The sequence below is a fragment of the Aeromonas sp. R2-4 genome, from assembly GCF_040908365.1.
GTDB lineage: Bacteria > Pseudomonadota > Gammaproteobacteria > Enterobacterales > Aeromonadaceae > Aeromonas > Aeromonas veronii.
Window position 1 is genome coordinate 72400 of sequence record NZ_JBFODO010000039.1, and the last position, 25158, is coordinate 97557.

Annotated in this window: 21 protein-coding genes and 1 tRNA gene; 6 read left to right on the top strand and 16 right to left on the bottom strand. The window is 59.4% G+C overall.

All coding sequences use genetic code 11. From position 1 onward, the window contains the following. Positions 1–75: 75 nt before the first annotated feature. The 9 genes from AB5Z05_RS15110 to tadA all read right to left on the bottom strand — a co-directional run bounded on the left by AB5Z05_RS15110 (position 76) and on the right by tadA (position 11180). Entirely contained in the window at positions 76–1491 is a 1416-nt protein-coding gene (locus tag AB5Z05_RS15110; RefSeq protein WP_368152092.1) for a basic amino acid/polyamine antiporter, read from the bottom strand. Between the two features lie 9 nt (positions 1492–1500). Then, entirely contained in the window at positions 1501–2403 is a 903-nt protein-coding gene (locus AB5Z05_RS15115) for a homocysteine S-methyltransferase family protein (protein WP_158111109.1), read from the bottom strand. A gap of 293 nt (positions 2404–2696) precedes the next feature. Then, positions 2697–3239 carry a hypothetical protein gene (locus tag AB5Z05_RS15120; RefSeq protein WP_069555291.1) on the bottom strand — a complete coding sequence of 181 codons (543 nt, stop codon included), beginning with the start codon at positions 3237–3239 and terminating at the stop codon, positions 2697–2699. A gap of 19 nt (positions 3240–3258) precedes the next feature. Further along, positions 3259–4578, bottom strand: coding sequence for a hemolysin family protein (locus AB5Z05_RS15125; protein ID WP_005334094.1), 1320 nt, complete (start codon positions 4576–4578; stop codon positions 3259–3261). Positions 4579–4768: 190 nt separating this feature from the next. Further along, positions 4769–5479 (bottom strand): phosphate signaling complex protein PhoU, encoded by a 711-nt coding sequence (phoU, locus tag AB5Z05_RS15130; RefSeq protein ID WP_005334097.1) that lies wholly within the window; start codon positions 5477–5479, stop codon positions 4769–4771. Positions 5480–5564: 85 nt separating this feature from the next. Continuing rightward, the gene (gene pstB, locus AB5Z05_RS15135) at positions 5565–6383 is read right to left on the bottom strand and encodes a phosphate ABC transporter ATP-binding protein PstB (protein WP_005334102.1); all 819 of its coding nucleotides are present in this window, start codon (positions 6381–6383) and stop codon (positions 5565–5567) included. 133 nt (positions 6384–6516) lie between these two features. Next, positions 6517–8166: a phosphate ABC transporter permease PstA gene (gene pstA, locus AB5Z05_RS15140; protein WP_019446688.1), complete on the bottom strand. Its 1650-nt coding sequence runs from the start codon at positions 8164–8166 to the stop codon at positions 6517–6519. A 32-nt stretch (positions 8167–8198) separates the two neighbouring features. Beyond that, positions 8199–10436, bottom strand: a complete 2238-nt coding sequence (locus AB5Z05_RS15145; protein WP_368152093.1) for an ABC transporter permease subunit — start codon at positions 10434–10436, stop codon at positions 8199–8201. Positions 10437–10640: 204 nt separating this feature from the next. Then, on the bottom strand, positions 10641–11180 hold the full coding sequence (gene tadA, locus AB5Z05_RS15150; RefSeq protein WP_265775909.1) for a tRNA adenosine(34) deaminase TadA: 540 nt from the start codon (positions 11178–11180) through the stop codon (positions 10641–10643). Between the two features lie 255 nt (positions 11181–11435). Here tadA and AB5Z05_RS15155 point away from each other — a divergent pair. The 4 genes from AB5Z05_RS15155 to aceA all read left to right on the top strand — a co-directional run bounded on the left by AB5Z05_RS15155 (position 11436) and on the right by aceA (position 15558). After that, positions 11436–11512: transfer RNA gene (locus tag AB5Z05_RS15155), tRNA-Pro, on the top strand. 223 nt (positions 11513–11735) lie between these two features. Beyond that, a complete protein-coding gene (locus tag AB5Z05_RS15160) occupies positions 11736–11876 on the top strand; it encodes a hypothetical protein (protein ID WP_005334106.1) in 141 nt (46 codons plus the stop codon). A 687-nt stretch (positions 11877–12563) separates the two neighbouring features. Continuing rightward, entirely contained in the window at positions 12564–14171 is a 1608-nt protein-coding gene (aceB, locus tag AB5Z05_RS15165; protein WP_368152094.1) for a malate synthase A, read from the top strand. Between the two features lie 73 nt (positions 14172–14244). Continuing rightward, complete coding sequence (gene aceA, locus AB5Z05_RS15170) at positions 14245–15558, top strand: isocitrate lyase (RefSeq protein WP_005344572.1); 1314 nt, start codon at positions 14245–14247, stop codon at positions 15556–15558. Positions 15559–15664: 106 nt separating this feature from the next. Here the strand turns inward: aceA and hda are convergent, their stop codons facing one another. From hda to upp, 3 genes are all read right to left on the bottom strand, one after another. Next, the gene (gene hda / locus AB5Z05_RS15175; RefSeq protein ID WP_368152095.1) at positions 15665–16366 is read right to left on the bottom strand and encodes a DnaA inactivator Hda; all 702 of its coding nucleotides are present in this window, start codon (positions 16364–16366) and stop codon (positions 15665–15667) included. 102 nt (positions 16367–16468) lie between these two features. Continuing rightward, the gene (locus AB5Z05_RS15180; RefSeq protein ID WP_040066189.1) at positions 16469–17488 is read right to left on the bottom strand and encodes a DUF2066 domain-containing protein; all 1020 of its coding nucleotides are present in this window, start codon (positions 17486–17488) and stop codon (positions 16469–16471) included. 150 nt (positions 17489–17638) lie between these two features. Next, positions 17639–18265: a uracil phosphoribosyltransferase gene (gene upp / locus AB5Z05_RS15185; protein WP_005334115.1), complete on the bottom strand. Its 627-nt coding sequence runs from the start codon at positions 18263–18265 to the stop codon at positions 17639–17641. Positions 18266–18441: 176 nt separating this feature from the next. Between upp and purM the strand changes: the two genes are divergently transcribed. Then, entirely contained in the window at positions 18442–19479 is a 1038-nt protein-coding gene (purM, locus tag AB5Z05_RS15190) for a phosphoribosylformylglycinamidine cyclo-ligase (RefSeq protein ID WP_005359536.1), read from the top strand. Further along, positions 19476–20114, top strand: a complete 639-nt coding sequence (purN, locus tag AB5Z05_RS15195) for a phosphoribosylglycinamide formyltransferase (protein ID WP_005350686.1) — start codon at positions 19476–19478, stop codon at positions 20112–20114. Before purM ends, purN begins: the two co-directional genes overlap by 4 nt. A 117-nt stretch (positions 20115–20231) precedes the next feature. Here purN and AB5Z05_RS15200 read toward each other — a convergent pair whose 3' ends face one another. The 4 genes from AB5Z05_RS15200 to AB5Z05_RS15215 form a co-directional block, all read right to left on the bottom strand. Further along, a complete protein-coding gene (locus tag AB5Z05_RS15200; RefSeq protein ID WP_127006786.1) occupies positions 20232–20993 on the bottom strand; it encodes a Nif3-like dinuclear metal center hexameric protein in 762 nt (253 codons plus the stop codon). 140 nt (positions 20994–21133) lie between these two features. Next, entirely contained in the window at positions 21134–22477 is a 1344-nt protein-coding gene (locus tag AB5Z05_RS15205; protein WP_139441527.1) for a sigma-54 dependent transcriptional regulator, read from the bottom strand. Continuing rightward, on the bottom strand, positions 22474–23508 hold the full coding sequence (locus tag AB5Z05_RS15210; RefSeq protein ID WP_005334126.1) for a PAS domain-containing sensor histidine kinase: 1035 nt from the start codon (positions 23506–23508) through the stop codon (positions 22474–22476). Before AB5Z05_RS15210 ends, AB5Z05_RS15205 begins: the two co-directional genes overlap by 4 nt. Positions 23509–23614: 106 nt before the next feature. Then, positions 23615–25036 (bottom strand): sigma-54 dependent transcriptional regulator, encoded by a 1422-nt coding sequence (locus AB5Z05_RS15215; protein ID WP_042080359.1) that lies wholly within the window; start codon positions 25034–25036, stop codon positions 23615–23617. Positions 25037–25158 lie beyond the last annotated feature (122 nt).

A 25158-nucleotide genomic window follows, 5' to 3' on the forward strand; every position in this document is an offset into this window, starting at 1 on the left:
CCCTGATAACCAGTCCCTGATAACAAGAGAGCGCCACAGTGGCGCTCTCTTTTATGGTCAGTCACCTCTTCGATGTCAGAGATGGGCGAACGACCAGACGGCGGGGATCAGGCTCAGCAAGGTCACTCCGGCCAATAGCCGTTCGCGGCCGCTCAGGCAAAGATCTGTGCCCAGCTGACGGCGGCTGTAGAGAAACAGCAGCAGACCCGGCCCGTAGAGCAGCAAGGAGAGCAGCAGATACTCCACCCCGGCAGCATAGAGCAGCCAGAAGCCGTAACCGCTCGACATCAGTGCCACCGCCCGCATCAGACCGCGGCCCTGACCGCCCTCACCCTTCTTGCTGAACGAGAGCTTGAGCAAGAACAGGCCGATCAGCAGGTAAGGCACCAAAATCATCGAGGTGGAGATAAGCAGCAGGCTGGTGTAGCCCTTGCCGAGCAGCCATACCAGCAGCAGGCAAGTCTGCACCGTCAGGCTGGTGAGCCAGAGCGATGCGATAGGCGTCCCGTTGCGGTTCTGGCGCCGGAAGATAGCAGGAAACGCACCGTGGCGGGCCGCGCTGAAGGGCACCTCGGCCGAGAAAAGGGTCCAGCTCACGTAGGAGGCAAGTACCGAGACGATAAGGCCGACGCTGATGACCAGCTTGCCCCAGGAGCCGGTCATCTGGGCCATCAGCCCTGCCATGGAGGGGTTGGGCAGCGCTGCGAGCTCGGGCCGACTCAATATCCCCAGCGCCAGCACCGAGATAAGCACATAGAGCAGCAGTGCCAATAGCACCCCAAGCACGGTGGCGGTGCCCACATCCCGCCGGTTTCTGGCGCGGGCCGACAGCACCGCTGCCCCCTCGATACCGGTGAAGACCCAGAGAGTGATGAGCATGGTATTGCGCACCTGCTCGGAAACCGGCACCGCCAGGCTACTGCCCTGCTGATCCGCCGCGAAGGTGACCGGATCGAACAAGTAGCAGGCAAACAGGATAAACAGCAGCAGCGGCAGGCTCTTGGCCAGGGTCGCCACCAGATTGAACAGCGCCGCCTGCTGCACGCCGCGGGCCACCAGCAGGTGCACCGCCCAGAGGATGCAGGACTCGCCAACAAACGCTGCCAGCGTGTTGCCCTCACCAAACCAGACCTGCTCCGGCGTATCGATAAAGCTGCCCAGCGCCGCAAAGGCGATCACCAGATAGCCCACCACGCCGATGGTGGCGCAGAGCCAATAACCCCAGGCGGAGAAGAATCCCACCAGCTCGCCAAAACCGGCGCGGGCGTAGCTGTAGATACCGCCGTCGAGATCCGGCCTTAACCGCGACAGATAGAGAAAACTCATGGCGAGCGCCAGGATACCCACACCCGTCACGCCCCAGCCGATCAGCACGGCGCGGGCGCCTGCCACCTCGGCCATGTTCTGGGGCAGGCTAAAAATCCCCGCCCCCACCATGGAACTGAACACCAGCGCGGTGAGAGACCAGAGCCCAATCTTGTTCTCTTTCATGGAAGCTCCTTAGCGCAACCGGCTGCTCAGCGCCTGAATATGCTCGGGGCCGATGCCGCAGCAACCGCCGATCAAATTCGCCCCGGCTGCGCGCCAGCGCTCGGCCCAGCCGAGATAATCCAGCGGCCCCAGATCGGCGCGGATCTCGTCCAGCCCGTCGTTGGCGGTGGCCTCTTTGGGCTGCGGCGGGAAGGCGTTGGCATAGGCACCGAGGCGAATGTCTGCGCGGCCCAGCGCCTGCAATCGGGTGCGGGCAACCTCGAGAGCCCCCTCGATCACCTCAGGCTGACAGCAGTTGAACAGGATGGCATCGACTCCAGCCGCCACCAGCGCGCTAACCGCATCGGCCACCCGTTCGCCGGAACGCAGTCGCGGCTCGTTGCCCGGCGCCTCATCTTCCAGCGTGAAGGAGACCCAGAACGGCTTGCCGTCATCAGGCAGCAGCGCTTTCAGGGCCAGTGGCTCGGCAATCAGGCTCATGGTCTCGGCCAGCCAGATATCCACATAAGGGGATAGCGCCCGAATAAGCGGCGTCGCCAGCTCGCTCACCCTGTCCGCCTTGAACAGGTCGGCACGGTAGGAGCCAAACAGCGGTGGCAGAGAACCCGCCACCTGCACGGCCCCCTTCTGCGCGTCAGCCACCTCACGGGCCAGTTGACCAGCCAGCGCTGCCAGCCCCTCCCCTTCGGCCAAGAAACGCTCATCGCCGATATGAAACGGCACCAGCGCATAGCTGTTGGTGGTGATGACCCGAGCTCCGCTCGCCACATAGGCCTGATGCACATCACGCACCGTCTCTGGCGCCTCCATCAAGGCCAGCGCCGACCACTCGGGTTGACGAAACGGTGCCCCCCGCCGTGCCAACTCGCGCCCCATACCCCCATCCAGCACCCACAATTCCCTGGTTTCCATCTGTCGTGTCTCTTTGTTATATGCGTTGTTTATTTGCGTATTTATCTGTTTGTTTTGTTGATCTGCGGTTTCGTATCGAATCGCTGCAGATCGTCCCGCTTCATCCTGGGAAGCCCTTTTATTATGCAGCCATAAAAACATATAGATGTTTAGATGGCCAAATCAAGATAAAACAAAGTGCCACGGGCGGCAATCAGTATCAGCAGAAATCAGCGTGCAAACGGCGAGGCAAACGCAGAAATGCAAGAGGCCACCCGAAGGTGGCCTCATCACAAGCTTAATCCGCTGGCAGTTTAACGCCCGGCCAGTACTCGCTTGATCTGTTTGACCCAGTCGGAAACCCGACCCTGCTGCGGCAAGCCGCGCCAGATCTGCTCCCACTGGGCAGGGCTGAGCGGACGACCGAGGCGACGCTGCACGCCTGCATAGAGGTAGTCATGGGCCGTGGTGGCCGCATGCTCGGAGGTGAGGAATTTGGAGACCGGATCGGTCAACCGCACATCCCGCATGCCGAGCAGCGGATAGTCGTTGTGCACCGCCGCCAGCATGGTCTCGCGCATGGCGGACTCGATGTAGCCACGGGCAAACAGGGCGGTCACCGACTCCAGCGACCCCTGATCCGGGCCGTGATACTGCTCATCAAAGACCGGGCTCGGCTCGGCCATGCCGCTTTGCACCACCGCATCGGGATCCGGCTGCGGCACCACCACGGCAGGCTTGGGGGCAACCGGCTTGGCTGCCACTGTGGCTTTGCGCGGCGCACTCTGGCTACAGGCACCCAGTGCCAGGGCGAGCGCGACACAGGCCAGCGCACGGGAATGAGACTGCATCTTCATGACTCTTATGTCGCTCCTTTTACGATTCCTGAGCAGGCTTCTCGGCCACAGCCGGTTCGACCCGGGTAACCAGCAGCTGATCAATCTTGTAACTGTCGATATCCACCACTTCGAACTTGTAACCGGCGTATTTGACCGAGTCAGTGCGCTTGGGAATCTTGCGCAGCATATACATGATAAAGCCGGCGATGGTCTCGTAGTTCTGGTTCTCCGGGAACTCTTCGATATCGAAGGCGCGCATCACGTCGGAGATGGGGGTGACCCCGTCCACCAGCCAGGAGTTCTCGTCGCGCTGGACGATCTGCTCTTCCACCACGTGGGTGGCCCACTCGCCCATGACGGTACTCATCAGGTCGTTCATGGTGACAATCCCCACCACCAACGCGTACTCGTTCATCACCACGGCAAAGTCGCCACGATGATTCTTGAAGTACTCCATCGCCTCATAGAGGTTCAGGGTATCGGGGATGATGATGACGTTCTGCACCAGGTTGCCACCGATCAGGTCGATGCTCTGGCCGCCGATAACGCGGATCAGCAGCTCTTTTGCATCGACAAAGCCCTTGATGCTGTCGAGGTTGTGGTCACAGACCAGAAACTTGTTGTGGGGATGTTCGGCGATCTTCGCCTTGATGCTCTCTTCACTCTCTTGCAGGGTGAAATAGATCAGGCTCTCGCGGGCCGTCATGGCAGAGGTGACACCAAGGGACTGCAACTCGAATACGTTCTCGATGAGCTGATGCTCCTCGCGCTGGATAACCCCCGCCTCGGCACCGGCATCCATCACCGCATAGATATCGTCGGAGGTGATCTCGTCGTTACGCACCGTGGAGACGCGCATCAGACGGAACAGGGAGTTCGCCAATCCGTTGAAGACCCACACCAGCGGCATCAACACGGTGACGAAGAAGAGCATGGGGCGCACCACCACCACGGCAATCTGCTCGGGCATGGTCATGGCCAGACGCTTGGGCATCAGATCGGCGATCAGGATAAACATGCCGGTGACGAACACGAAGGAGGCACCGGAGCTGATCTCGCCAAGCCAGGGGCCCTGGTAGAACTGGGAGACAATCCCCTTGATGGCGGGGTTGAGGGCAGACTCACCCAGGATACCGCCCAGAATGGCGACGGTATTGAGGCCAATCTGCACCACGGTGAAAAAGTTTCCCGGTTGGGCCTGCAGGGCCAGCACCTTTTCGGCCTGGCGATTACCTTCATCCGCCATCACCTGCAATTTGATTTTGCGAGACGCGGCGAGAGAGATCTCGGAGAGGGAGAAGAACACACTGCCGCCAACCAGCAGCATTAAAAAGAACAAACTATCGGCAAAACTCATGATTAACCTATTGCTACACCCGCCTTAGCACAAGACGGCAAACTGGGCCCGGGAGACCGGACCGTGAGCCCATCCGGGACTCACACAGGGGGAGTATTCTATCAGAAAACAGCCAGTTGGGGGCTTTATCTTACTCCGACCAGTTATGCAACAAAAAAGGCGCTTCACGCGCCTTTTTATTCACTTCCGGTTAGCCCTTGCCCAGCAAGGTGCCCAGATCATCCGCCTTGGTATGGCGCACATCCTTGCCTTTCACGTAGTAGACGATGTACTCGCAGATGTGCTGGCAACGATCGCCGACCCGCTCAATGGCCCGCGCCGCCCAAAGCACGTTGAGGACCTGGGGGATGGTGCGGGGATCTTCCATCATGTAAGTCATCAGCTCGCGGATGATGGACTCGTACTCGCGGTCTACCTTGTCATCTTCCTTGTAGACCGCCAGCGCCGCGTCCAGATCCATGCGGGCGAAGGCGTCGAGCACATCGTGCAGCATCTTGATGGTGCGACGGCCCATGTTCTCCAGCGACACCAGCGGCGGCTGCGGCTTGTTGGCGTTGTCGGTCAGCATGCGGGCGATCTTGTCGGCCACGTCGCCAATGCGCTCCAGATCGGTGATGGTCTTGATGATGGCCATCACCAGTCGCAGGTCGGAGGCTGTCGGCTGACGCTTGGCGATGATGCGGGTGCACTCCTCGTCGATCGCCACTTCCATCGCGTTGACCTTGTGGTCGTTGGCCACGATCTTGCGCGCTGCATCGAGATCCTGATCGTGGATCGCCGCGATGGCGTCGGTGAGCTGCTGCTCCACCAGACCGCCCATCACCAGCACCTGGTTGCGCACGCTCTCTAGCTCGGCATTGAACTGACCGGAGATGTGTTTATTGAGGTTCATATTGTCCATACAAATAATCCTTGATTGCTCCGATTATGCCTTAGCCGTTGAACCGACTGCCAATCTGTTTGCTGAGATTCATCCTCTCCTCTCCTTAGCCGTAACGACCGGTAATGTAATCTTCGGTCTTTTTCTTGGCCGGGGTGGTGAAAATGGTGTTGGTATCCGAGTACTCGATAAGCTCGCCCATATACATGAAGGCGGTCTGATCCGACACTCGCGCAGCCTGTTGCATGTTGTGGGTCACGATCACCACGGTGAACTGGCTCTTGAGCTCGTTGATCAGCTCCTCGATGGTGAGGGTGGAGATGGGGTCGAGTGCCGAGGTCGGTTCATCGAGCAGCAACACTTCCGGCTCGATGGCAATGGCACGGGCAATCACCAAACGCTGCTGCTGACCACCGGAGAGACCGAAGGCGTTGTCGTGCAGACGATCCTTCACCTCGTCCCATAGGGCCGCACCGCGCAGGGAGCGCTCGGCCGCTTCATCCAGAGTGCGACGATCGTTGATCCCCTGCAGGCGCAGACCATAGACCACGTTCTCGTAGATGGACTTGGGGAACGGGTTCGGGCGCTGGAACACCATGCCCACCTGACGGCGCAGGGCAGACACATCAACGCTCTTGTCATAGATGTTGTGGCCGTGCAGTTGGATTTCCCCCTCGATGCGGCAGATCTCCACCAGATCGTTCATCCGGTTGATGCAGCGCAGCAGGGTCGATTTGCCACAGCCTGACGGGCCGATAAAGGCAGTCACCTGCCCTTTGGGGATCTTCATGTTGACGTTGAACAGCGCCTGCTTGCTGCCGTAGTACAGGTTGAGATCCTTCACCTCCAGCGCGGTCTGCTCCGGGGTCAGGTTGAGCAGGTCCAGCGCGGTGTGCTGGGTAGACGTGGTCGTTACGTTGATCATCTGTTACCTCAAAATCAATCTGGAGTGGCCGGACTGCTGCCGGCGCCCCTCACGTATTGGTGCAGAGAGATGGCGGCTCGCGCTCGGCCGCCCCTCTGTTATCTCACTCTTGTATCACTCAAGCGGCGCCGGATTAATGCTCCAGCGACCGGAATTTCTCGCGCAAGTGGTTACGAATGCCGATAGCGGTCAGGTTCAGACCCACGATCACCGTCACCAGCAGGAAGGAGGTGGCGTAGACCAGCGGGCGGGCCGCCTCGACGTTGGGGCTCTGGAAGCCGACGTCATATATGTGGAAGCCCAGGTGCATGAACTTGCGCTCCACATGCAGATACGGGAAGTTGCCATCCATCGGCAGGGTCGGTGCCAGTTTTACCACCCCCACCAGCATCAGCGGCGCTACTTCACCGGCTGCACGGGCAATCGCCAGAATAAGGCCGGTCATGATGGCCGGGCTCGCCATCGGCAGCACAATGCGCCACAGGGTCTCGGCCTGGGTCGCGCCCAGTGCCAGCGAGCCCTGACGGATGGTGCTCGGGATCCGTGCCAGCCCCTCTTCGGTGGAGACAATCACCACCGGCAGGGTCAGGATAGCCAGGGTCAGCGCCGACCAGATCACGCCGGGTGAACCAAAGGTGGGGCTCGGCAGCGCTTCCGGGTAGAACAGCTGATCCAGCGAACCACCGAGCGTGTAGACGAAGAAGCCCAGACCAAACACGCCGTAGACGATGGAGGGCACGCCCGCCAGGTTGATCACCGCAATGCGGATGATCTTGGTCAGGCTGTTCTTGCCTGCGTATTCGTGCAGGTAGACTGCCGCCACCACCCCCAGCGGGGTCACGATGATCGCCATCAGGAACACCATGAACACAGTGCCGAAAATGGCCGGGAACACCCCGCCCTCGGTGTTAGCTTCACGGGGATCGTCAGAGACGAACTTGCCGATCTGGTGGAACCAGTGACCCACCTTGGCCAGCAGGCTCATGTCGTTGGGCCATACCACGTCCAGTACCTTGGACATCGGCATGGTCACCAGCTCGCCACGCATATCCTTGACGGTGATGGCGTCGCGATCGGCCTGACTGCGCAGGGAGAAGAGCTCTTTTTCCAGCACCTGATAACGATCGTTGAGGGCCTGACGCTCGCTGGCCAGTTCGGCTTTGAGCTGATCGGTCAGCTTGTCATCCAGCTCGGCCTTGCGCTCTTTCAGGCGCAGCCGCTCCAGTTGATAGTTGATGCTGCCGATGTCCCCTTTTTGCAGATCGTTGGCCTGTTCTGAAAGGGCATTGGCTCGCGCCAGCACCCGCTGCAAGGCAGGATGCAGATCAGAGGTGAGCTCGCGGCCATCCTCTTTCACCCCGACGATATAGCCATAGAAGTTACCGTTGGTGGCACGCTCAACCATGGCCAGCTCGGCTGGCTGGCTCTGGGACTTGATGTCCGTCTCCAGCACCCAGCGAAAATCGAGGTCAACGAACTCACGGTTGCCGGTCTTGACCAGATAGCGAGTCAGCAGCTCGCGCTCTTCCCCTTCCAGTGGCAGACCTGCAGCGCGCAGTCGCTCCACCGGAACCTGCTCGCGATCGTTGATCTCGCCGATCAGTACGCTCTTGTTGCCACTGGCATCTTCAAGCTGCCACTCATAGATGGGGTGCGGCCAGAAGTAGACCAGACCACGCCAGCCGATCAGCAGCAGCAGACCCAGTACCGCCACCAGACTCAGGCTGACGGCACCGCCGGTCATCCAGATCCAGGGGGCCCCTGATTTAAACCACTTACCCATTGTCGATTCCTTGTCCATTACAGAGTCGCCCCTTACATCGAGCTGTATTTTTCACGCAACCGCTGACGGACAAACTCGGCCAGGGTGTTGAACAAAAAGGTGAATACAAACAGGACGAAGGCCGCGAGGAACAGTACCCGATAGTGGGAGCTGCCCACTTCCGATTCCGGCATCTCCACCGCGATGTTGGCGGCGAGGGTGCGCAGCCCCTGGAACATGGAGAAGTCCATGATGGGGGTGTTGCCGGTAGCCATCAGCACGATCATGGTCTCGCCCACGGCGCGGCCAAGACCCATCATCACCGCAGAGAAGATGCCCGGGCTGGCAGTGAGGATCACCACCCGGCTCAGGGTCTGCCACGGGGTAGCACCCAGTGCCAGCGAGCCCTGGGTCAGATGCTTGGGCACCGAGAAGACCGCATCTTCAGCGATGGAGAAGATGGTGGGGATGACCGCAAAGCCCATGGCGATACCGACCACCAGCGAGTTGCGCTGGTCAAACTTGATGCCCATTTCGTGAGTCAGCCAGATGCGCGAATCGCCGTGCATAAAAGCATTCTCGATGAGCGGGCTCAGGGCGAAGGCACCCCAGCCAATCAGCAGCAGCACCGGGATCAGCAGGATGGCGTGCCACCCCTCCGGCAGCCAGGACTTGCCGCGCTCCGGCAGATAGTTCCAGAGCAGTGCAGTCAGCAGCATCCCCATCGGCAGCAATACCAGCAGCAGGATCACCCCGGGCAGCGCCCCCTCGATGATCGGCGCCAGCCACAGACCCGCCAGGAAGCCCAGGATAACGGTCGGCAGCGCCGCCATGATCTCGACCGTCGGCTTGACGTATTTGCGCAGCCCCGCCGACATGAAGTAGGCGGTATAGATGGCACCAGCCACACCGAGCGGCACAGCAAACACCATGGCGTAGAAAGAGGCTTTCAGAGTACCGAATACCAGCGGCACCAAACTCAGCTTGGCTTCAAAATCGTTGCTGGCGGAGGTGGATTGCCACACATACTGGGGCTCCGGATATCCTTCGTACCACACCTGTTGCCAGAGGGCAGACCAGGTCACTTCGGGGTGTTCGTTCTCCACCGAGAAGAGCTTGAAGGTATTCCCTTGCTGCATCAGCAACAGGTTGTGACGGGGGGAGATGGCCAGGGCAGAGAGTTCGCCCCCTTCCACCGTCTCGGTCAGCAGCTTGGTCTCGCCGGTGGCGTGGAAGAAGCTGATGATGCCATCCTTGTCGGCACTGATGAAGCCTTTGCGAAAGTGCTCGGGAGTCAGCAGATCTACCGCGCCATCGCCCTTGAAGTCACGAATTTGGGTGAACTGGCGTTTGCCATCCTTCGCCACTTCGAACCACTGGGAAATCACGCCGTTGTCATTACCCACCAGCAGTGAAGAGGCGCCGGAGAGCAGCTGAACCCGGGTCACATTGGCGTTGGGGGCATTGATCTCCAACACGTTGCGCAGGGAGATTTCGCTCAGGTTATGAATGTCATAGACGGAGAGGCGATTGCCCTCGCGCACGAACAGGATCCGCAGATTGGGGGTCAGCAACATCTGATCCACATGGCGCGGCAGGGAGGGAATCGTGTAGTTTTCACTGCTCCACTCAATCTCCCCGGAGATGAAGTTCTCCTCACCGCTCATCACCGTCATCACACCACGACCATCTTCGGTCACGGCGGCGGTCGCCATCTTGTCCTTGGTGGCTTCGAACACCATCAGTTGCAGCGCCTTCCCTTGCGGGTCGATCACCACCGGCTCTTCGCCGAAGGGATATTGCAGGCTGGGCTCAATCACCCGCACATCGTTGGGATAGGAGACCTTGAATGCTGGCTGGACGACCTGCGCCTTGCCATCGGCAAAGCCGTAAGCGATCAGCCGCTGGCCCGGTGCCGGGGTCGCTACCGTGGTGATGTCACCAGCAACCTGGGCCTGACCCAGTGACTGGCCGACCTTGATCTTGTCATCTCCCTGCACCGCAAAGAAGTTGACCTGCCCTTTATCGCTGAAGCGATAGCCGATCTCGTTCTGCTCTTCCACGCCGAGCCAGGCGGTCTTCCCTGCGGCAGGCAGGGTAAACGAGGCGGTCGGCTCCATGGAGGCGCCATTGAAGATGGGTTTCACCACATAGAGCAGATAAAAGAAGATAAGCAGCAGCGCCACCAGTACCAGGGCTCCGCCTGTGGTGACGCCATATTTGGCCAATTTATCCTTGATCCGGCGTTTTCTACTGCCCGCCATGACCAGGTTTAACGATTCCGATGACATGCAAGACCTCAATGTAAGCTAGGCTTCGCGGCATTATATGGCGGTTGCATGACAGTTTTGTTACATCGAGAGCGCTTTAACCGAGGTTGTTAGGGGAAAAATGAGCGGGGACTCTTTCGAAGGTAGGTGAACGCAATATATTGTTTATAAAGGGATATTTATGATGGTAATCAGCAAGGGCAGCCTGCACTGCCCCCGAATGATTCAGGAAAGGGTATCGTTTGATTGTTGCAGCGCCAGTTTGGCCGCCTTTTTCTCGGCGCGACGGCGCTTGAAGAAGGCCGACAACTGGGCCGAGCAGGCATCGGCCAGCACACCGCCGGTCAGCTCGACGCTGTGATTGTGGCGCGGGTCCTGCAAGATCTCGAACACCGACCCCGCGGCACCGGTCTTGAGATCTCGGGCGCCGTAAACCACCCGCTTGACCCGGCTATGGATCAGCGCACCGGCACACATACAGCAGGGCTCCAGCGTCACATAAAGAGTGGTGTCGAGCAGGCGGTAGTTCGCCAGCTGCTTGCCCGCCGCCCGGATTGCCATCACCTCGGCATGGGCACAGGCATCGTGTTCGCTGATGGAGCGGTTCCACCCCTCTCCCACCATCTGACCATCCAGCACCAGTACGGCACCGACCGGGATCTCGCCAATCCCTTCGGCCCGGGCGGCCAATGCCATGGCATGGCGCATCCACTGTTCGTCCTGCTCGGTCTGACTCGGTATTTCTGGGACCTCTGATGGTTTCACGCCCATCCCCTCTTTATATTGTTCAATTGTGCTGTTTGCATTCCAGCTATCCATAACTGTCAGATAATTCCATAGATAGCAGGCATGATAGCTCGCGATGACAGGGCGGCGATTATGCCAAATCTGCACGTCAGACCCAAGCCGCATCCAGACTGAGCAATAAAGAAGCAATCGGCATCTCTATGATAAAAAAGGAGTTGCACCCGTTTGGCCATGCTATTAGACTTCCTCCCCGTCAGCCGAGTCTGACTCCGTCGGTGTGTAGCGCAGCCAGGTAGCGCATCTGCATGGGGTGTAGAGGGTCGGAGGTTCGAATCCTCTCACACCGACCATTTTCCCCGAGAATAGCCCAGTCAAACGACTGGGCTATTTTTTTGCCTCCGATTTATCCTCCTGACAACGCCAACCTACCAAGAACAAAAAACACTCAGAACCACTTGAATCTTTTTGCCGAACTCATTAAGATGCGCAACTTTCCGCCGGTAGACAACACAGGGAGGTGGAAACACGAGTGAAGGGATCACTGTCCGGCTTGCGTGCAACACAGGACCAGGCATGAACCAGAACACCGATTTCGCACCCGCCATTACGCTTTATTCCGTTCCTCACGACACCCCTTGCCACACCGAAAGCGAAAATGAACAGGTCATTCAGCTGGATGTGATCGATCTGGCCGAACCGGATGATGACTATTGAGCCCGGCCAGATGGCCGCTCATCACCAGCACATCGCCTGTTCAACGCTCTCCGTTTCAGGCCCTTGGCGAGAAATCTGCAAAAAAAAGACAAACTGCTAGTTCTATCAAGGATGGCAGTATTATTGACTGATGTATCTCCCCCTTTCCTCCCCGGCATTCCCCCCGATAACTGATACAAACCTACGTTATTGCACTTCACTTTCCATCGCTGCAACCGCTGGTGCCAACAGAGCCTGCATCACCACGCCAAGTTTAAAACGCACGTTCACCAATCAGGTCTAGCATTAGCAAAACATTCATTGCCACATTCAAACGCGCTTTATACGGCTGTTTTGGCAAAGCCTGGAGTTAGGTCGGGATTTGTTTTTGCATTTGTAATTTTATTACGTAATAAGTTACAAAATGAGGGGCAGGGTAACGGCCCAAATTAGCCGTTGTCCGATGGGAAAAAGCAGGAGCATAACAATCTGCGTAGAGCTTTTATTCCAATTCAATAAAACAATAAAAAACATCAACTTAACTATATCGAAAAAACAGACGTTTAAAAAAACTGTTGACGTATTCAACAATATTTCGCACCTTATCAATCGTGTTATCCCGTTGTTGCGGGAACGTTTCAGGAACAGGGATTCGACTTTAGTCGTAGTTAGTAAGTTCAAAATGTAATTCTCAAAGGAGTGAACCTTATGTCGGCACCGGCTCAGACCCACTGCAGCGCCCGCCTTCGCATCCAGGGCGAGATGCTACCCGAATACGCGCAAATTCTGACGCCGGACGCGGTGGCTCTGGTCTCCGAACTGGTGGAACGTTTTGCTCCCCAAAGAGGGGAATTGCTGAAACAACGTGTGGCACGCCAGGCCCGTATCGATGGCGGCGAGCTGCCGGACTTCCTGCCGGAAACCGCCCACATCCGTGAAGGTGACTGGACCATTCGCGGCATTCCTGCCGACCTGCAAGACCGCCGTGTGGAGATCACCGGCCCAGTCGAGCGCAAGATGGTGATCAACGCCCTCAACGCCAACGTCAAGGTGTTCATGGCGGATTTCGAGGATTCACTGGCTCCCGCCTGGAATAAGGTGATCGAGGGCCAAATCAACCTGCGCGATGCGGTCAACGGCACCATCTCTTACACCAATCCGGAAGGAAAGGCTTATACCCTGAACGCCGATCCGGCGGTGCTCATCTGCCGGGTGCGCGGTCTGCACCTGCCAGAAAAACATGTCACCTTCGATGGCGAGCCCATTCCCGGCGGCCTGTTCGATTTTGCTCTCTACTTCCTGCACAACTATCAGGCGCTGCTGGCCAAAGGCTCCGGCCCCTACTTCTACGTGCCCAAGTTGCAGAGCCATCTGGAAGGGCGTTGGTGGAGCGAAGTATTCGCCTGGACCGAGGACAAGTTCGGTCTGCCCCGTGGCACCATTAAGGCCACCGTGCTGATTGAAACCCTGCCAGCCGTATTCGAGATGGATGAGCTGCTCTATCAGATGAAGGATCACATCGTTGCGCTGAACTGCGGTCGCTGGGACTACATCTTCAGCTATATCAAAACCTTGAAGAACCATCCGGATCGGGTACTGCCTGATCGTCAGGTGGTGACCATGGACAAGCCGTTCCTCTCCGCCTACTCGCGGCTGCTGATCAAGACCTGTCACAAGCGCGGTGCGCTGGCGATGGGTGGCATGGCCGCCTTTATTCCGGCCAAGGACGCTGCCGCCAACGAGCAGGTCTTCGCCAAGGTCAAGGCCGACAAGGAGCGCGAAGCCAACAACGGCCACGACGGTACCTGGGTCGCCCACCCTGGCCTAGCTGATACCGCCATGGCGGTGTTCAATGCCACCATTGCGGCTGGCGCCAAGAACCAGATCGGCGTACTGCGCGAGCAGGATGCCCCCATCACTGCCGCTGACCTGCTGGCCCCCTGTGAGGGCGAGCGGACCGAAGCAGGCATGCGAACAAATATCCGGGTCGCCCTGCAATATCTGGAGGCCTGGATCAACGGCAACGGCTGCGTGCCCATCTACGGTCTGATGGAAGATGCCGCCACCGCCGAGATCTCCCGCACCTCCATCTGGCAGTGGATCCGCCACGGCAAGAGTCTGTCGAATGGCAAGGTGGTGACCAAAGAGCTGTTCCGCCAGATGCTGGCCGAGGAGTTGGAGGTGGTCAAAGCCGAGGTGGGTACTGCGCGCTGGCAGGCAGGACGCTTTGCCGAGGCAAGCGAGCTGATGGAAGAGATCACCTGCGCCGATACCCTGATCGATTTTCTGACGCTGCCCGGTTACGAGCGGCTCTGAATCACGGGCCCCCAGCGGGGCTCGCCAATAACAAGTCAATGGAAACGTGAAATCAATGAAAGAGGGAACTGATATGGCACTGACCCGTGAGCAACAGATCCAGGCTATCGAGAAAGACTGGGCGGAAAACCCCCGCTGGAAAGGGATCAAGCGCGGCTACAGCGCCGAAGATGTGGTGAACCTGCGCGGCAGCTTGCAGCCGGTGCACACCCTGGCCCAGCGTGGAGCCGACAAGCTGTGGGGTCTGATCCACGGCGACGCCAAGAAAGGCTATGTCAACTGCCTCGGCGCCCTGACCGGTGGTCAGGCAGTGCAGCAGGCCAAGGCGGGGATCGAGGCGATCTACCTCTCCGGCTGGCAGGTGGCGGCGGACAACAACTTGTCCTCCACCATGTATCCGGATCAGTCCCTCTACCCGGCCAACTCGGTACCGTCCGTGGTGGAGCGCATCAACAACTCCTTCGCCCGTGCCGACCAGATCCAGTGGGCTAACAAGGTTGGGCCGCAGGATGAGGGCTTTATCGACTACTTCCTGCCGATCGTGGCCGATGCGGAAGCCGGTTTCGGTGGCGTGCTTAACGCCTTCGAACTGATGAAGGGGATGATTGAAGCGGGCGCCGCTGGCGTGCACTTCGAAGATCAGCTGGCATCGGTGAAAAAATGCGGCCATATGGGCGGCAAGGTGCTGGTACCGACTCAGGAAGCGGTGCAGAAGCTGGTTGCTGCCCGTTTGGCAGCCGATGTGTGCGGCACCACCACCCTGGTGATCGCCCGTACCGACGCCAACGCCGCTGACCTGTTGACCACCGACGCCGACCCGTACGATGCAGACTTCCTGACTGGCGAGCGCACTGCCGAAGGGTTCTACAAGGTGCGTGCCGGTATCGATCAGGCCATCGCTCGCGGTCTGGCTTACGCCCCCTACGCCGACATGGTGTGGTGTGAAACCGCCAAGCCGGATCTGGACGAAGCGCGTAAATTTGCCGAAGCGATCAAGGCCAAGTTCCCGGATCGCATCCTGGCCTACAACTGCTCCCCGAGCTTCAACTGGAAGAAGAATCTGGACGATGCCACCATCGCCCGCTTCCAGCAGGAGCTCTCCGATATGGGCTACAAGTACCAGTTCATCACCCTCGCGGGTATCCACAACATGTGGTTCCACATGTACGAGCTGGCCTACCAGTACGCCCGTGGCGAAGGGATGAAGCACTACGTCGAGATGGTGCAGGAGCCGGAATTTGCCGCCGCCAGCCGTGGCTACACCTTCGTGGCACACCAACAGGAGGTTGGTACCGGTTACTTCGACAAGGTGACCACCGTCATTCAGGGTGGCCAATCCTCGGTCACCGCGCTGACCGGCTCCACCGAAGAAGATCAGTTCCACTGATAGGCAGAGCTGTCTTGAAATAGCAAAACCCCGGCCTGAAGCCGGGGTTTCTTTTTATCTGCCATTCAAACGAAAGTCAGGCCACAACCGCACACCACCGAGAGGATCAGAGCTCGAGGATCTCTTTGACAAAGGGAATGGTCAGCTTGCGCTTGGCGCGAAATGAGGCGTTGTCGAGCTGATTGAGAGTGGTGAGCAGGGTTCGCATATCGCGGGAGAGTCGGTTGAGCAGGAAGCGGCCCACATCGATGGGCAGTTTGAAGCCCCGCAGCTCGGCACGCAGTTGCAGGGCACTGAGCTTGCCTTCGTCATCCAGCTCTTCGAGATGGAAACTCACCCCCCAGTCGAGGCGCGAAGCGAGATCCGGCAGTTGCAGCCCCAGTTTGCGCGGTGCGCTGCAGCCGGTGACCACCAGCGTCCCCTCGCCCTTCTCCTGCCAGCGGTTGTAGAAATCGAACAGCGCCCGCTCCCACAAGGCATTGCCGGCGATCGCCTCAATGCTGTCGAGACAGACCAGCGGCAGGCTTTCGAGGGCATCGAGCATGCTGGGATCGAGCTGTTCAAATTGGTCGAGGGAGAGATAGGCCGCCGCCGCATCGCGGGCGTTGACCTCGGCACAGGTGGCGTGGAGCAGATGAGAGCGTCCGGATCCCTTGGCTCCCCAGAAATAGAGGAAAGGCGATCCCTGACCGATGGCCGCATTCTTGAGGGCGGTGATCAGATGAGCATTGTTGCCGGGATAAAAACTGACGAAGGTTTCATCATCCGGTAGTTGTACGGCTAAAGACAGTTGGGCCGGTTGCTTCACTCGTTGGGCTTTGACTGTGACATTTGTGGCTAAGTGTATCATCGCAAAGGCAGATAGAGAACCGCCCGGGCAAGCCGGGCGGTCTACAAAAGCCTTATATAATCAGGGCTGCGACCATTGGTAACGCAAACCGCTGCCATTATCGTCAACCTTGCGCAAACGACTCTCAAGCTGCAGCGCCCGTACCAGCTCGGCCTGCTCCCCTTGCAGGGTAAAGTTGAAGGTGACCTGGTCCCCCTCCAGCTTGCCGATCGCCACCTTGCTGACGTTGGCCATCCCCTGCAGCATCTTCTGCACGGCGATCATGCTGTCCACTTCGGAGAGGCCATCTACCACCAGGGTCTGGCTGGTTGCCGGACCAGAAATGCGGGCACCGTAGTTTTTCACCAGCCAGGCCGCCAGGGTATCGGCAAACCCTTGCGCCACTTCGGCCTGAGTGCCGGTGCTATTGCCACGGGTCAGCTCGGTCACTTCACCGGCTGCTTTGGGGCCGTAGAGTCCCCAATCGATGCTCCACTTGTCACCTTCCGGTGTCAGCTTGCCCAACACCACCATCTCGGCGCCATAGCGCTGGCTTGCCTGCAAAATCGGGTCGGCAAAGCGTCCCCAGACGTCGGTGGCACTGACCGCCATGTTGTCATCGAGATCCATCAGCGGAATGCTGATGGGCAGCCCCAGCGTCTGGGCCTGCTCGCGCAAGGCTTGCGCCCAACCATCGCTGGATTGATCCGCCAGCAAGCGACGCTCCCCCTGATCCACCACCAGCCAGATGGCCATTTGGGGACGAGCTGGGCCAAGCAGGGCAAACTGGCTCTCGGAGACCAGGCTGTTGACCTTGTCACTCTTGAACTCGGCTTTCAGATACTTGACGGAGTCCTGATCCTGATAGCCATAGCTTTTGACATAGTCGCCCGGGGCCGCCAGCGCCTTGACCACCACAGGTTGGGTGAGGATGTCGCGCTTGCCGGTCACCTTGATCAGCACCTGACCCAGTGCCTGCCCTTGAGCGGCCACCATGTCGCCACTGGTCGGGGCCTTGCCCTGATAGAGGTCGGTCACCTGAGCGGCCGAGGCCATGAATGACAAGCCGCAGCAGAGGGCGGTCACAACACGTTTGAACATGAACAGAGTCTCGAAATGGGAGAGTGTGCTTATGGTAGCGGCAAGGCGCATCCTGCGGCAAGGCTGGCACAAGCGGCCACAAACAGCAGAGCCGGCGATGCGCCGGCTCCGATCACCCCTTCCACATGGGAAGCAGGTCAAGGCATAAACTTATTTGGTACCGAAGATCTTGTCGCCTGCATCGCCCAGACCCGGCACGATGTAGCCTTTCTCGTTCAGCCCCTGGTCGACAGAAGCACAGTAGAGCTCTACGTCAGGGTGAGCAGCTTCCAGCGCCTTGATCCCTTCCGGCGCGGCAACCAGTACCAGCACCTTGATGGATTGGCAGCCTTTCTTCTTCAGCAGATCGATGGTGGCGATCATGGAACCACCGGTGGCCAGCATCGGATCGATGACCAGCGCCAGACGCTCTTCGATGTTGCTGACGATCTTCTCGAAATAGGGAACCGGTTGCAGGGTCTCTTCATCGCGGTAGATACCGACCACGCTGACGCGGGCACTCGGCATGTGCTCCAGCACGCCATCCATCATGCCAAGGCCGGCACGCAGGATAGGTACGACGGTTACCTTCTTGCCCTTGATCTGGTCAACTTCTACTGGCCCATTCCAGCCATCGATGATAACCTTCTCGGTTTCGAAGTCAGAGGTCGCTTCATAGGTCAACAAACTGCCCACTTCTTTGGCCAGTTCACGGAAACGCTTGGTGCTGATATCGCCTTCACGCATCAGACCGATCTTGTGTTTGACCAGGGGGTGTTTGACTTCAACGACTTTCATTATTATCTCCTCTAACCTGCCGCAAAAAAATCGCGGAATCATACAACAAAAGCCACCGCTTGTAGAGCATTTCCGCGCAAAAACGCGCAAACGATTTCCTTTCTGGTTTTTCACCGCCACTGTTAGAATACGCCCCGAATTTTACCCTCCACTTCTTTACATGACGGGGAATACTCGTGACTGACAAAACCTCACTGAGCTACAAGGATGCTGGCGTAGATATCGATGCCGGCAATGCACTGGTTGAACGTATCAAGGGCGTGTCAAAGCGCACTCGTCGTCCTGAAGTCCTTGGTGGTCTTGGCGGCTTTGGGGCCTTGTGTCAAATCCCTGCGGGCTACAAGGAGCCGGTACTGGTCTCCGGTACCGATGGTGTGGGCACCAAGCTGCGGCTGGCCATCGACCTGAAGAAGCACGACACCGTGGGCATCGATCTGGTGGCCATGTGCGTCAATGACCTGATCGTACAGGGCGCCGAGCCGCTGTTCTTCCTCGACTATTATGCGACCGGCAAGCTGGACGTGGACACCGCAGCCGCGGTGGTCACCGGGATCGGTACCGGTTGCGAGCAGTCAGGCTGTGCCCTGGTGGGCGGCGAGACCGCCGAGATGCCGGGTATGTATGAAGGGGAAGACTACGACATCGCCGGTTTCTGCGTCGGTGTGGTGGAGAAAAGCGAAATCATCGACGGCAGCAAGGTCGGTGAAGGGGATGCCCTGATCGCCCTGGCCGCCAGCGGCCCTCACTCCAACGGCTTCTCCCTGATCCGTAAAATTCTGGAAGTCTCCAAAGCCGACGTGCATCAGCCGCTGGGTGACCGCACCCTCGCAGATGCCTTGCTGGAGCCGACTCGCATCTATGTGAAACCTGTGCTCAAGCTCATCAAGGAGTGCGAGATCCACGCCCTCTCCCACATCACCGGCGGTGGCTTCTGGGAGAACATCCCCCGCGTATTGCCTGCCAACACTCAAGCGGTGATCGACGAGCAGAGCTGGCAGTGGCCGGCGGTGTTCAGCTGGCTGCAGCAGGCTGGCAACGTCACCCGTCACGAGATGTATCGCACCTTCAACTGCGGTGTCGGCATGATCATCGCCCTGCCCGCCAACCAGCTGGAGAAAGCGCTGACCCTGCTCAAGGCAGAAGGCGAGAACGCATGGCACATCGGTCATATCGCCAAGGCAGCAGACGGTGAGGAGCAGGTCGTCATCAAATGATGCGGATCCTCGTCCTAATCTCCGGCAGCGGCAGCAACCTGCAGGCGATCCTCGACCACTGCGCCAGCGGCAAGATTGCCGGTGAGGTGGTCGGCGTCATCAGCAACAAGGCCGATGCCTATGGTCTGGTTCGCGCCAAAGAAGCTGGCGTGGCGACCTCCATTCTGGCCCAGCAGCAGTTTGCCAGCCGGGAGGAGTATGACGCCGCCCTGCTGGCGCTGATGGCAGACTATCAGCCGGATCTGGTGGTGCTGGCCGGGTTTATGCGGATATTGAGCGGTGATCTGGTGCGCCATTTCGCTGGCAGAATGATCAATATCCACCCCTCCCTGCTGCCCAAGTATCAGGGCCTGCACACCCACCAGCGCGCTATCGATGCCGGTGATAGTGAGCATGGAGCCAGCGTCCACTTCGTCACCGAAGAGCTGGACGGTGGCCCGGTGATCCTGCAGGCCCGCGTGCCCATCTTTGAAGGGGACACGGCGGACGAGGTAGCGGCACGGGTACAGGCGCAGGAGCACAGCATCTACCCGCTGGTGGTGCGCTGGTTCTGCGAAGGCAGGCTGCAAATGGTAGACGGCGCCGTGCAACTGGATGGCGCCCTGCTGGGCCCCGCTGGTTACGCCTGCGAGTAATCGCCAACAACTGCATGTCAGATACAACAAGGGAGGCTTAGGCCTCCCTTGTCATTTCTATCTACCACACGATGGCTTAGGTCAGGTCCGATTACGCCGCTACGCGGCCAAGCGACCCTAGACCGGATTGTCGATATCGATAAAGGTGACATCCAACCCATGCACGGTCGCCAGCCACTCCCCCAGCGCCTTGACGCCGTAACGCTCGGTGGCGTGATGGCCCGCGGCGTAGAAGTGCATCCCCATCTCGCGAGCGGTGTGAATGGTCTGCTCTGAGGCTTCACCGGAGATAAAGGCATCGATGCCCTGCTCCGCCGCCAGATTGATGTAGCTCTGACCGCCACCGGTGCACCAGGCCACGGAACGGATAAGCTCGGGGCCGCTGTCGCCACAATAGAGTGGTTCGCGGCCAAAGCGCTCGGCAATCAGCTTGGCAAAATCGCGGCCGCTCATCGGCTCTTCCAGCTTGCCCACCATGGCGACGCTCTTGCTGTTCCAAGGCTCCAGACCGCGACGCACCTTGATGTCGAGCAGCTTGGCGAGCTGGGCGTTGTTACCCACCTCGGGGTGCACGTCCAGCGGCAGGTGGTAGGCAAACAGGTTGATGTCGTGGGTCAGCAGGGTCTTGATGCGGCGCTGTTTCATGCCGGTGATCTGGGCCGGTTCACCGCTCCAGAAGTAGCCGTGATGGACCAGAATGGCATCGGCTTCGGCAGCCACCGCCGCGTCAATCAGCGCCTGACTGGCAGTGACACCGGTCACTACCTTGCGAATACGTTCGCGCCCCTCCACTTGTAAGCCGTTGGGGCAGTAATCCTTGATAGCGTGCGGTTCGAGCAGATGGTTCAGTACGGTTTCGAGTTTTCGATGAGAGATCATAGGGGTCCCTTATTAAGGCTCGGTCCCCTGCTTTACCAATAAAAACAGGGCCCAGGCTCAAAGCGCCAAGGACCCCATGATAATCGAGCCGGGCCGTCAAGACCATGACAGCCCCCACACAGTGCGGTTTCCCACATGCCTCAGGCTGGCAGGTCGATCCCCGCCTCCCGCATCTGGGCCAGCTTGTAGCGCAGAGTGCGCGGGCTGATGCCGAGTCGGTCGGCCACCGCCTTGCGGCTGCCGTTACAATCTTGCAGGGTGTCGAGGATGATCTGGTGCTCCTGCTGCTTGAGCTCGCTGCCGAGGCGATCGCCACCATAGCTGCGCTCCACGCTGACAAACTCCATCTCCTGCTCGTCCAGCTCCTCCAGAATGAGGTGGTCACAATCAATGACCCCGTCGGGGCTGAGGATCAGGGCACGCTGTACCACGTTGTCCAGCTCCCGCACGTTGCCGGGCCAGGGGTGAGCCAGCAGCCGTTCCCGCGAGGCATCCGTCAACTGTGGTGTCGGCAGCCCCTGCTGACTGGCATGAAGCGCCAGCAGATGCTCCGCCAGCGGCAGAATGTCGCCGGACCGCTCACAGAGGGCAGACCAGCGCAGCGGAAAAACGTTGAGGCGATAGTAGAGATCTTCGCGAAACAGGCCATCCTGCACCGCTTTTTTCAAATCCCGGTTGCTGGTGGCGATGACCCGCACATCCAGCGGGATCATCTTGCGACTGCCGAGCCGCTCCACCTCTTTCTCCTGCAGTACCCGCAGCAATTTGGCTTGCAACCCCTGATCCATCTCGGTGATCTCGTCAAGCAGCAGGGTGCCCCCCTGCGCCTGCTCGAACTTGCCCGGGCACCCCTGCACCGCACCGGTGAAGGCGCCCTTCTCGTAGCCAAACAGGGTCGCCTCCAGCATGTTTTCCGGAATGGCGGCGCAGTTGATGGCGACGAAGGGCTGCTCGGCGCGGCTGGAGTTATCGTGAATGTAACGGGCCAGCACCTCTTTCCCCGTCCCGCTCGGGCCGGTCACCATCACGGTCGCTTCGCTTCTGGCCACCCGGGTCGCCAGCTGGAACAGCTCGGCAGTTTTGGGATCCCCGTAGACCACAGCGCGCTTTTCCACCTTCTGGGCGGGCACATAGCGGCTGACCTGATTAAGCAGCACCTCCGGGGAGAACGGCTTGGCCAGATAGTCGATGGCCCCTTCGCGCATGGCGCGCACCGCGCCGTCGATGTTGGCGTAGGCGGTCATCAGCAGCACAGGTATCTGCGGATATTGCTGGCGGATGGTAGCCAGCAGGGTGAGGCCGTCCATCCCCCCCATCTGGATATCGGAGATCACCATGTCAAACGGCTGACGGGAGAGGGCCAGCAGAGCCCGCTCGCCGCTGTCCGCTTCACGGCACTCATAACCGCCGAGCAAAAGGGTATCCACCAGCGCTTCGCGCAGGCCATTGTCATCTTCAACTACCAGGATCCTGGCCTGTGTCATGCTACACCTCCAAGCTGCACCGGTTGCTGGTGCAGGGGGAACGACAGAGTAAAGCAGGTGCCTTCACCGGGAACCGAGGCCACACCGACCTCCCCCTGATGGGCACGCACTACAGATTGCACCACCGCCAGCCCGAGTCCAGTGCCCTGGGAGCGAGTGGTAAAGAAGGGTTCGAATACCTGACCGAGCTGATGGGAAGGGATCCCCTTGCCATTATCGATGACCCGCATCTCCACACGGGCGCCACTGCGCACCGCGCTGACCAGCAGCGAGGTAGCCCCTGCCTGTTGGGCATTGGCAATCAGATTGTTGATGGCTCCCGCCAGCGCACTGCTGTTGGCCAGCAGACAGAGATCGGGCTCTGGCGCCTCCATGTGCAGCTCGCAGCCCTGCTGCTGGCAGAAGGCCTCGGCACCGGCCTGCACTTCGGCCAGCAAGCCCTGTACCGAGATGGGGGTGACCACCTGATTGTCGCCATTGCGGGCGAACAGCAGGATGTCGTTGATCTGCTTCTCCAGATCCTGCAAACGGGCCATCAGCTTTTGCTGAAACTGAGTGCGAGATTCCGGCTTGAGGGTGCGGTTGGCCAGATTGGCGGCATAGAGCATGGCAGCGGAGAGCGGCGTGCGGATCTGGTGGGCGAGCGAGGCCGCCATATTGCCCAGCGCCGACAGCCGCTTCATGTGGTTGATGCGGTCTTGCAGTTTACGGGTTTCGGTCAGGTCATTGATAAAAACCAGCTGGCCGGGCTGATCCGGCAGCGGTTGGGTCGAGAGCTGGACCCGGCGCCCGTCACGCAGGGAGATCTCGTGACCATCATCCTCGCGCGGCTCGAAGCAGCGGGCAATGATGTGGCGCCAGAGCTCCCCTTCCAACGGCTCCCCCAGCAGGGAGATGGCCGCCGGATTCGCGCGGGTGACCACCCCAGCCCCGTCAAGCAGCAACACCCCGGTGGGGAGCGCCTTGAAGATGGCATAGAGCTGGCTCACTTCGTGGGACTGGAGTGGCATGTCCTGCTGCTGGATTGTCATAAACCTGACCTCAAACTGGCTATTGGGTCAGGTTATTCAATTTCCATGCCACTAAATTATTTCAATTAAAACAATAAATTGCATGTTGGCGTCAAGGCTTTGACCCTCAGACGTCCTTGCTCATCCCGTACTTTTTCATCTTCTCCACCAGGGTGGTACGGCGCATGCCGAGCAGATCGGCTGCGCGGGCCACCACCCCGTCCTGAGACTCCAGCGCCTGACGGATCAGCTCCACTTCGAGGTCGGCCAGCATCTCTTTGAGGTTGACCCCCTCCTCCGGCAGCTGCATGGTGCGAGCCGAGGCGAGGGCGTGATCCAGCTCGGGCGGATCCTGAAACACCGCAGCCAGCGCATCCCGTTCATCCATCTCGGTCAGCCGCTCATCCCGCGGCTCGCTCGGCAGCAGGCGATAACGGCTCGGCAGATCGGCCACATCGACGATCTGGTGCGGGTAGAGGATCAGCAGCCGCTCCAGCAGGTTGGATAGCTCGCGTACGTTGCCGGGCCAGGGGTACTGCATCAGCGACTCCAGCGCACGCTGGGTCAACCGGATAAAGCCATGGTGCTGCTCGGCATGGCGATTGAGCAGCTCCTGCAGCAGCAGCGGGATGTCATCGATGCGATCCCGCAGCGGCGGCGTCTCAATGGGGAAGACGTTGAGGCGGTAGTAGAGATCTTCACGGAAACCCTGAGTGCGGATCATCGCCTCCAGATCCCGGTGGGTAGCCGCTATGATGCGCACATCGGCCTGAATGGGCTTGCCGCCACCGACCCGGTCGAACAACCGCTCCTGCAATACCCGCAGCAGTTTGACCTGCATCGGCATCGGCATGTCGCCGATCTCGTCGAGAAACAGGGTGCCCCCCTGCGCCAGCTCGAAGCGACCGCGACGGGCCGCGATGGCGCCGGTAAAGGCTCCCTTCTCGTGACCGAACAGTTCGCTCTCCAGCAGCTCGGCGGGAATGGCGCCGCAGTTGATGGGCACGAAGGGGCCTTGGCTTCGGGAAGAGAGTTCGTGGATAGCGCGAGCCACCACCTCTTTACCGGTGCCGGACTCCCCGAGGATCAGCACGTTGGCATCGGTCTCGGCCACCTGGCTGATGAGGCGGCGTACCTCCTGAATCCCCTTCCCTTTGCCCACCAGCAAACGCAGCAGGGCCTGCCCCTTGTCATGGGTCTGCTGACGGGGATGCAAGGAGACGAACGCCTGACAGAAGTGCAGATGACGGGTAAGGGATTCATAGGTAAAGGGCGAGAGCGCGACCCCGATAAAGTTGCTGTTGGGCAGATCGGCCTCAACCAGCGAGAGAAAGGGGGTACGGGGGAAAGCGGCCAGCAACTCTGACAAGGGACGGTCGGTCAGCTCACCCACAAGCACCCCTTGCAGCGGGCCGGAGGATTCGATGGCCACATCCAGATCGCTTTGTGCCACCTCCTGCCACGGGATCCCCATAAACGAGAGCACGGTTCCCAACTGTTGGCGCCGCTGCGCATCGGCATCAACAATCAACACGCCCATCTCCACCATATCCATTCCTCGCGATGTCCTGAACTAACTTATTGTTTTATTTAATGATAAAACAGCTACCGACTGTCTTTTTGCAGGCACACAAAGTGCCAAAATTCCGACACATTGTCAAAAATTGTCGT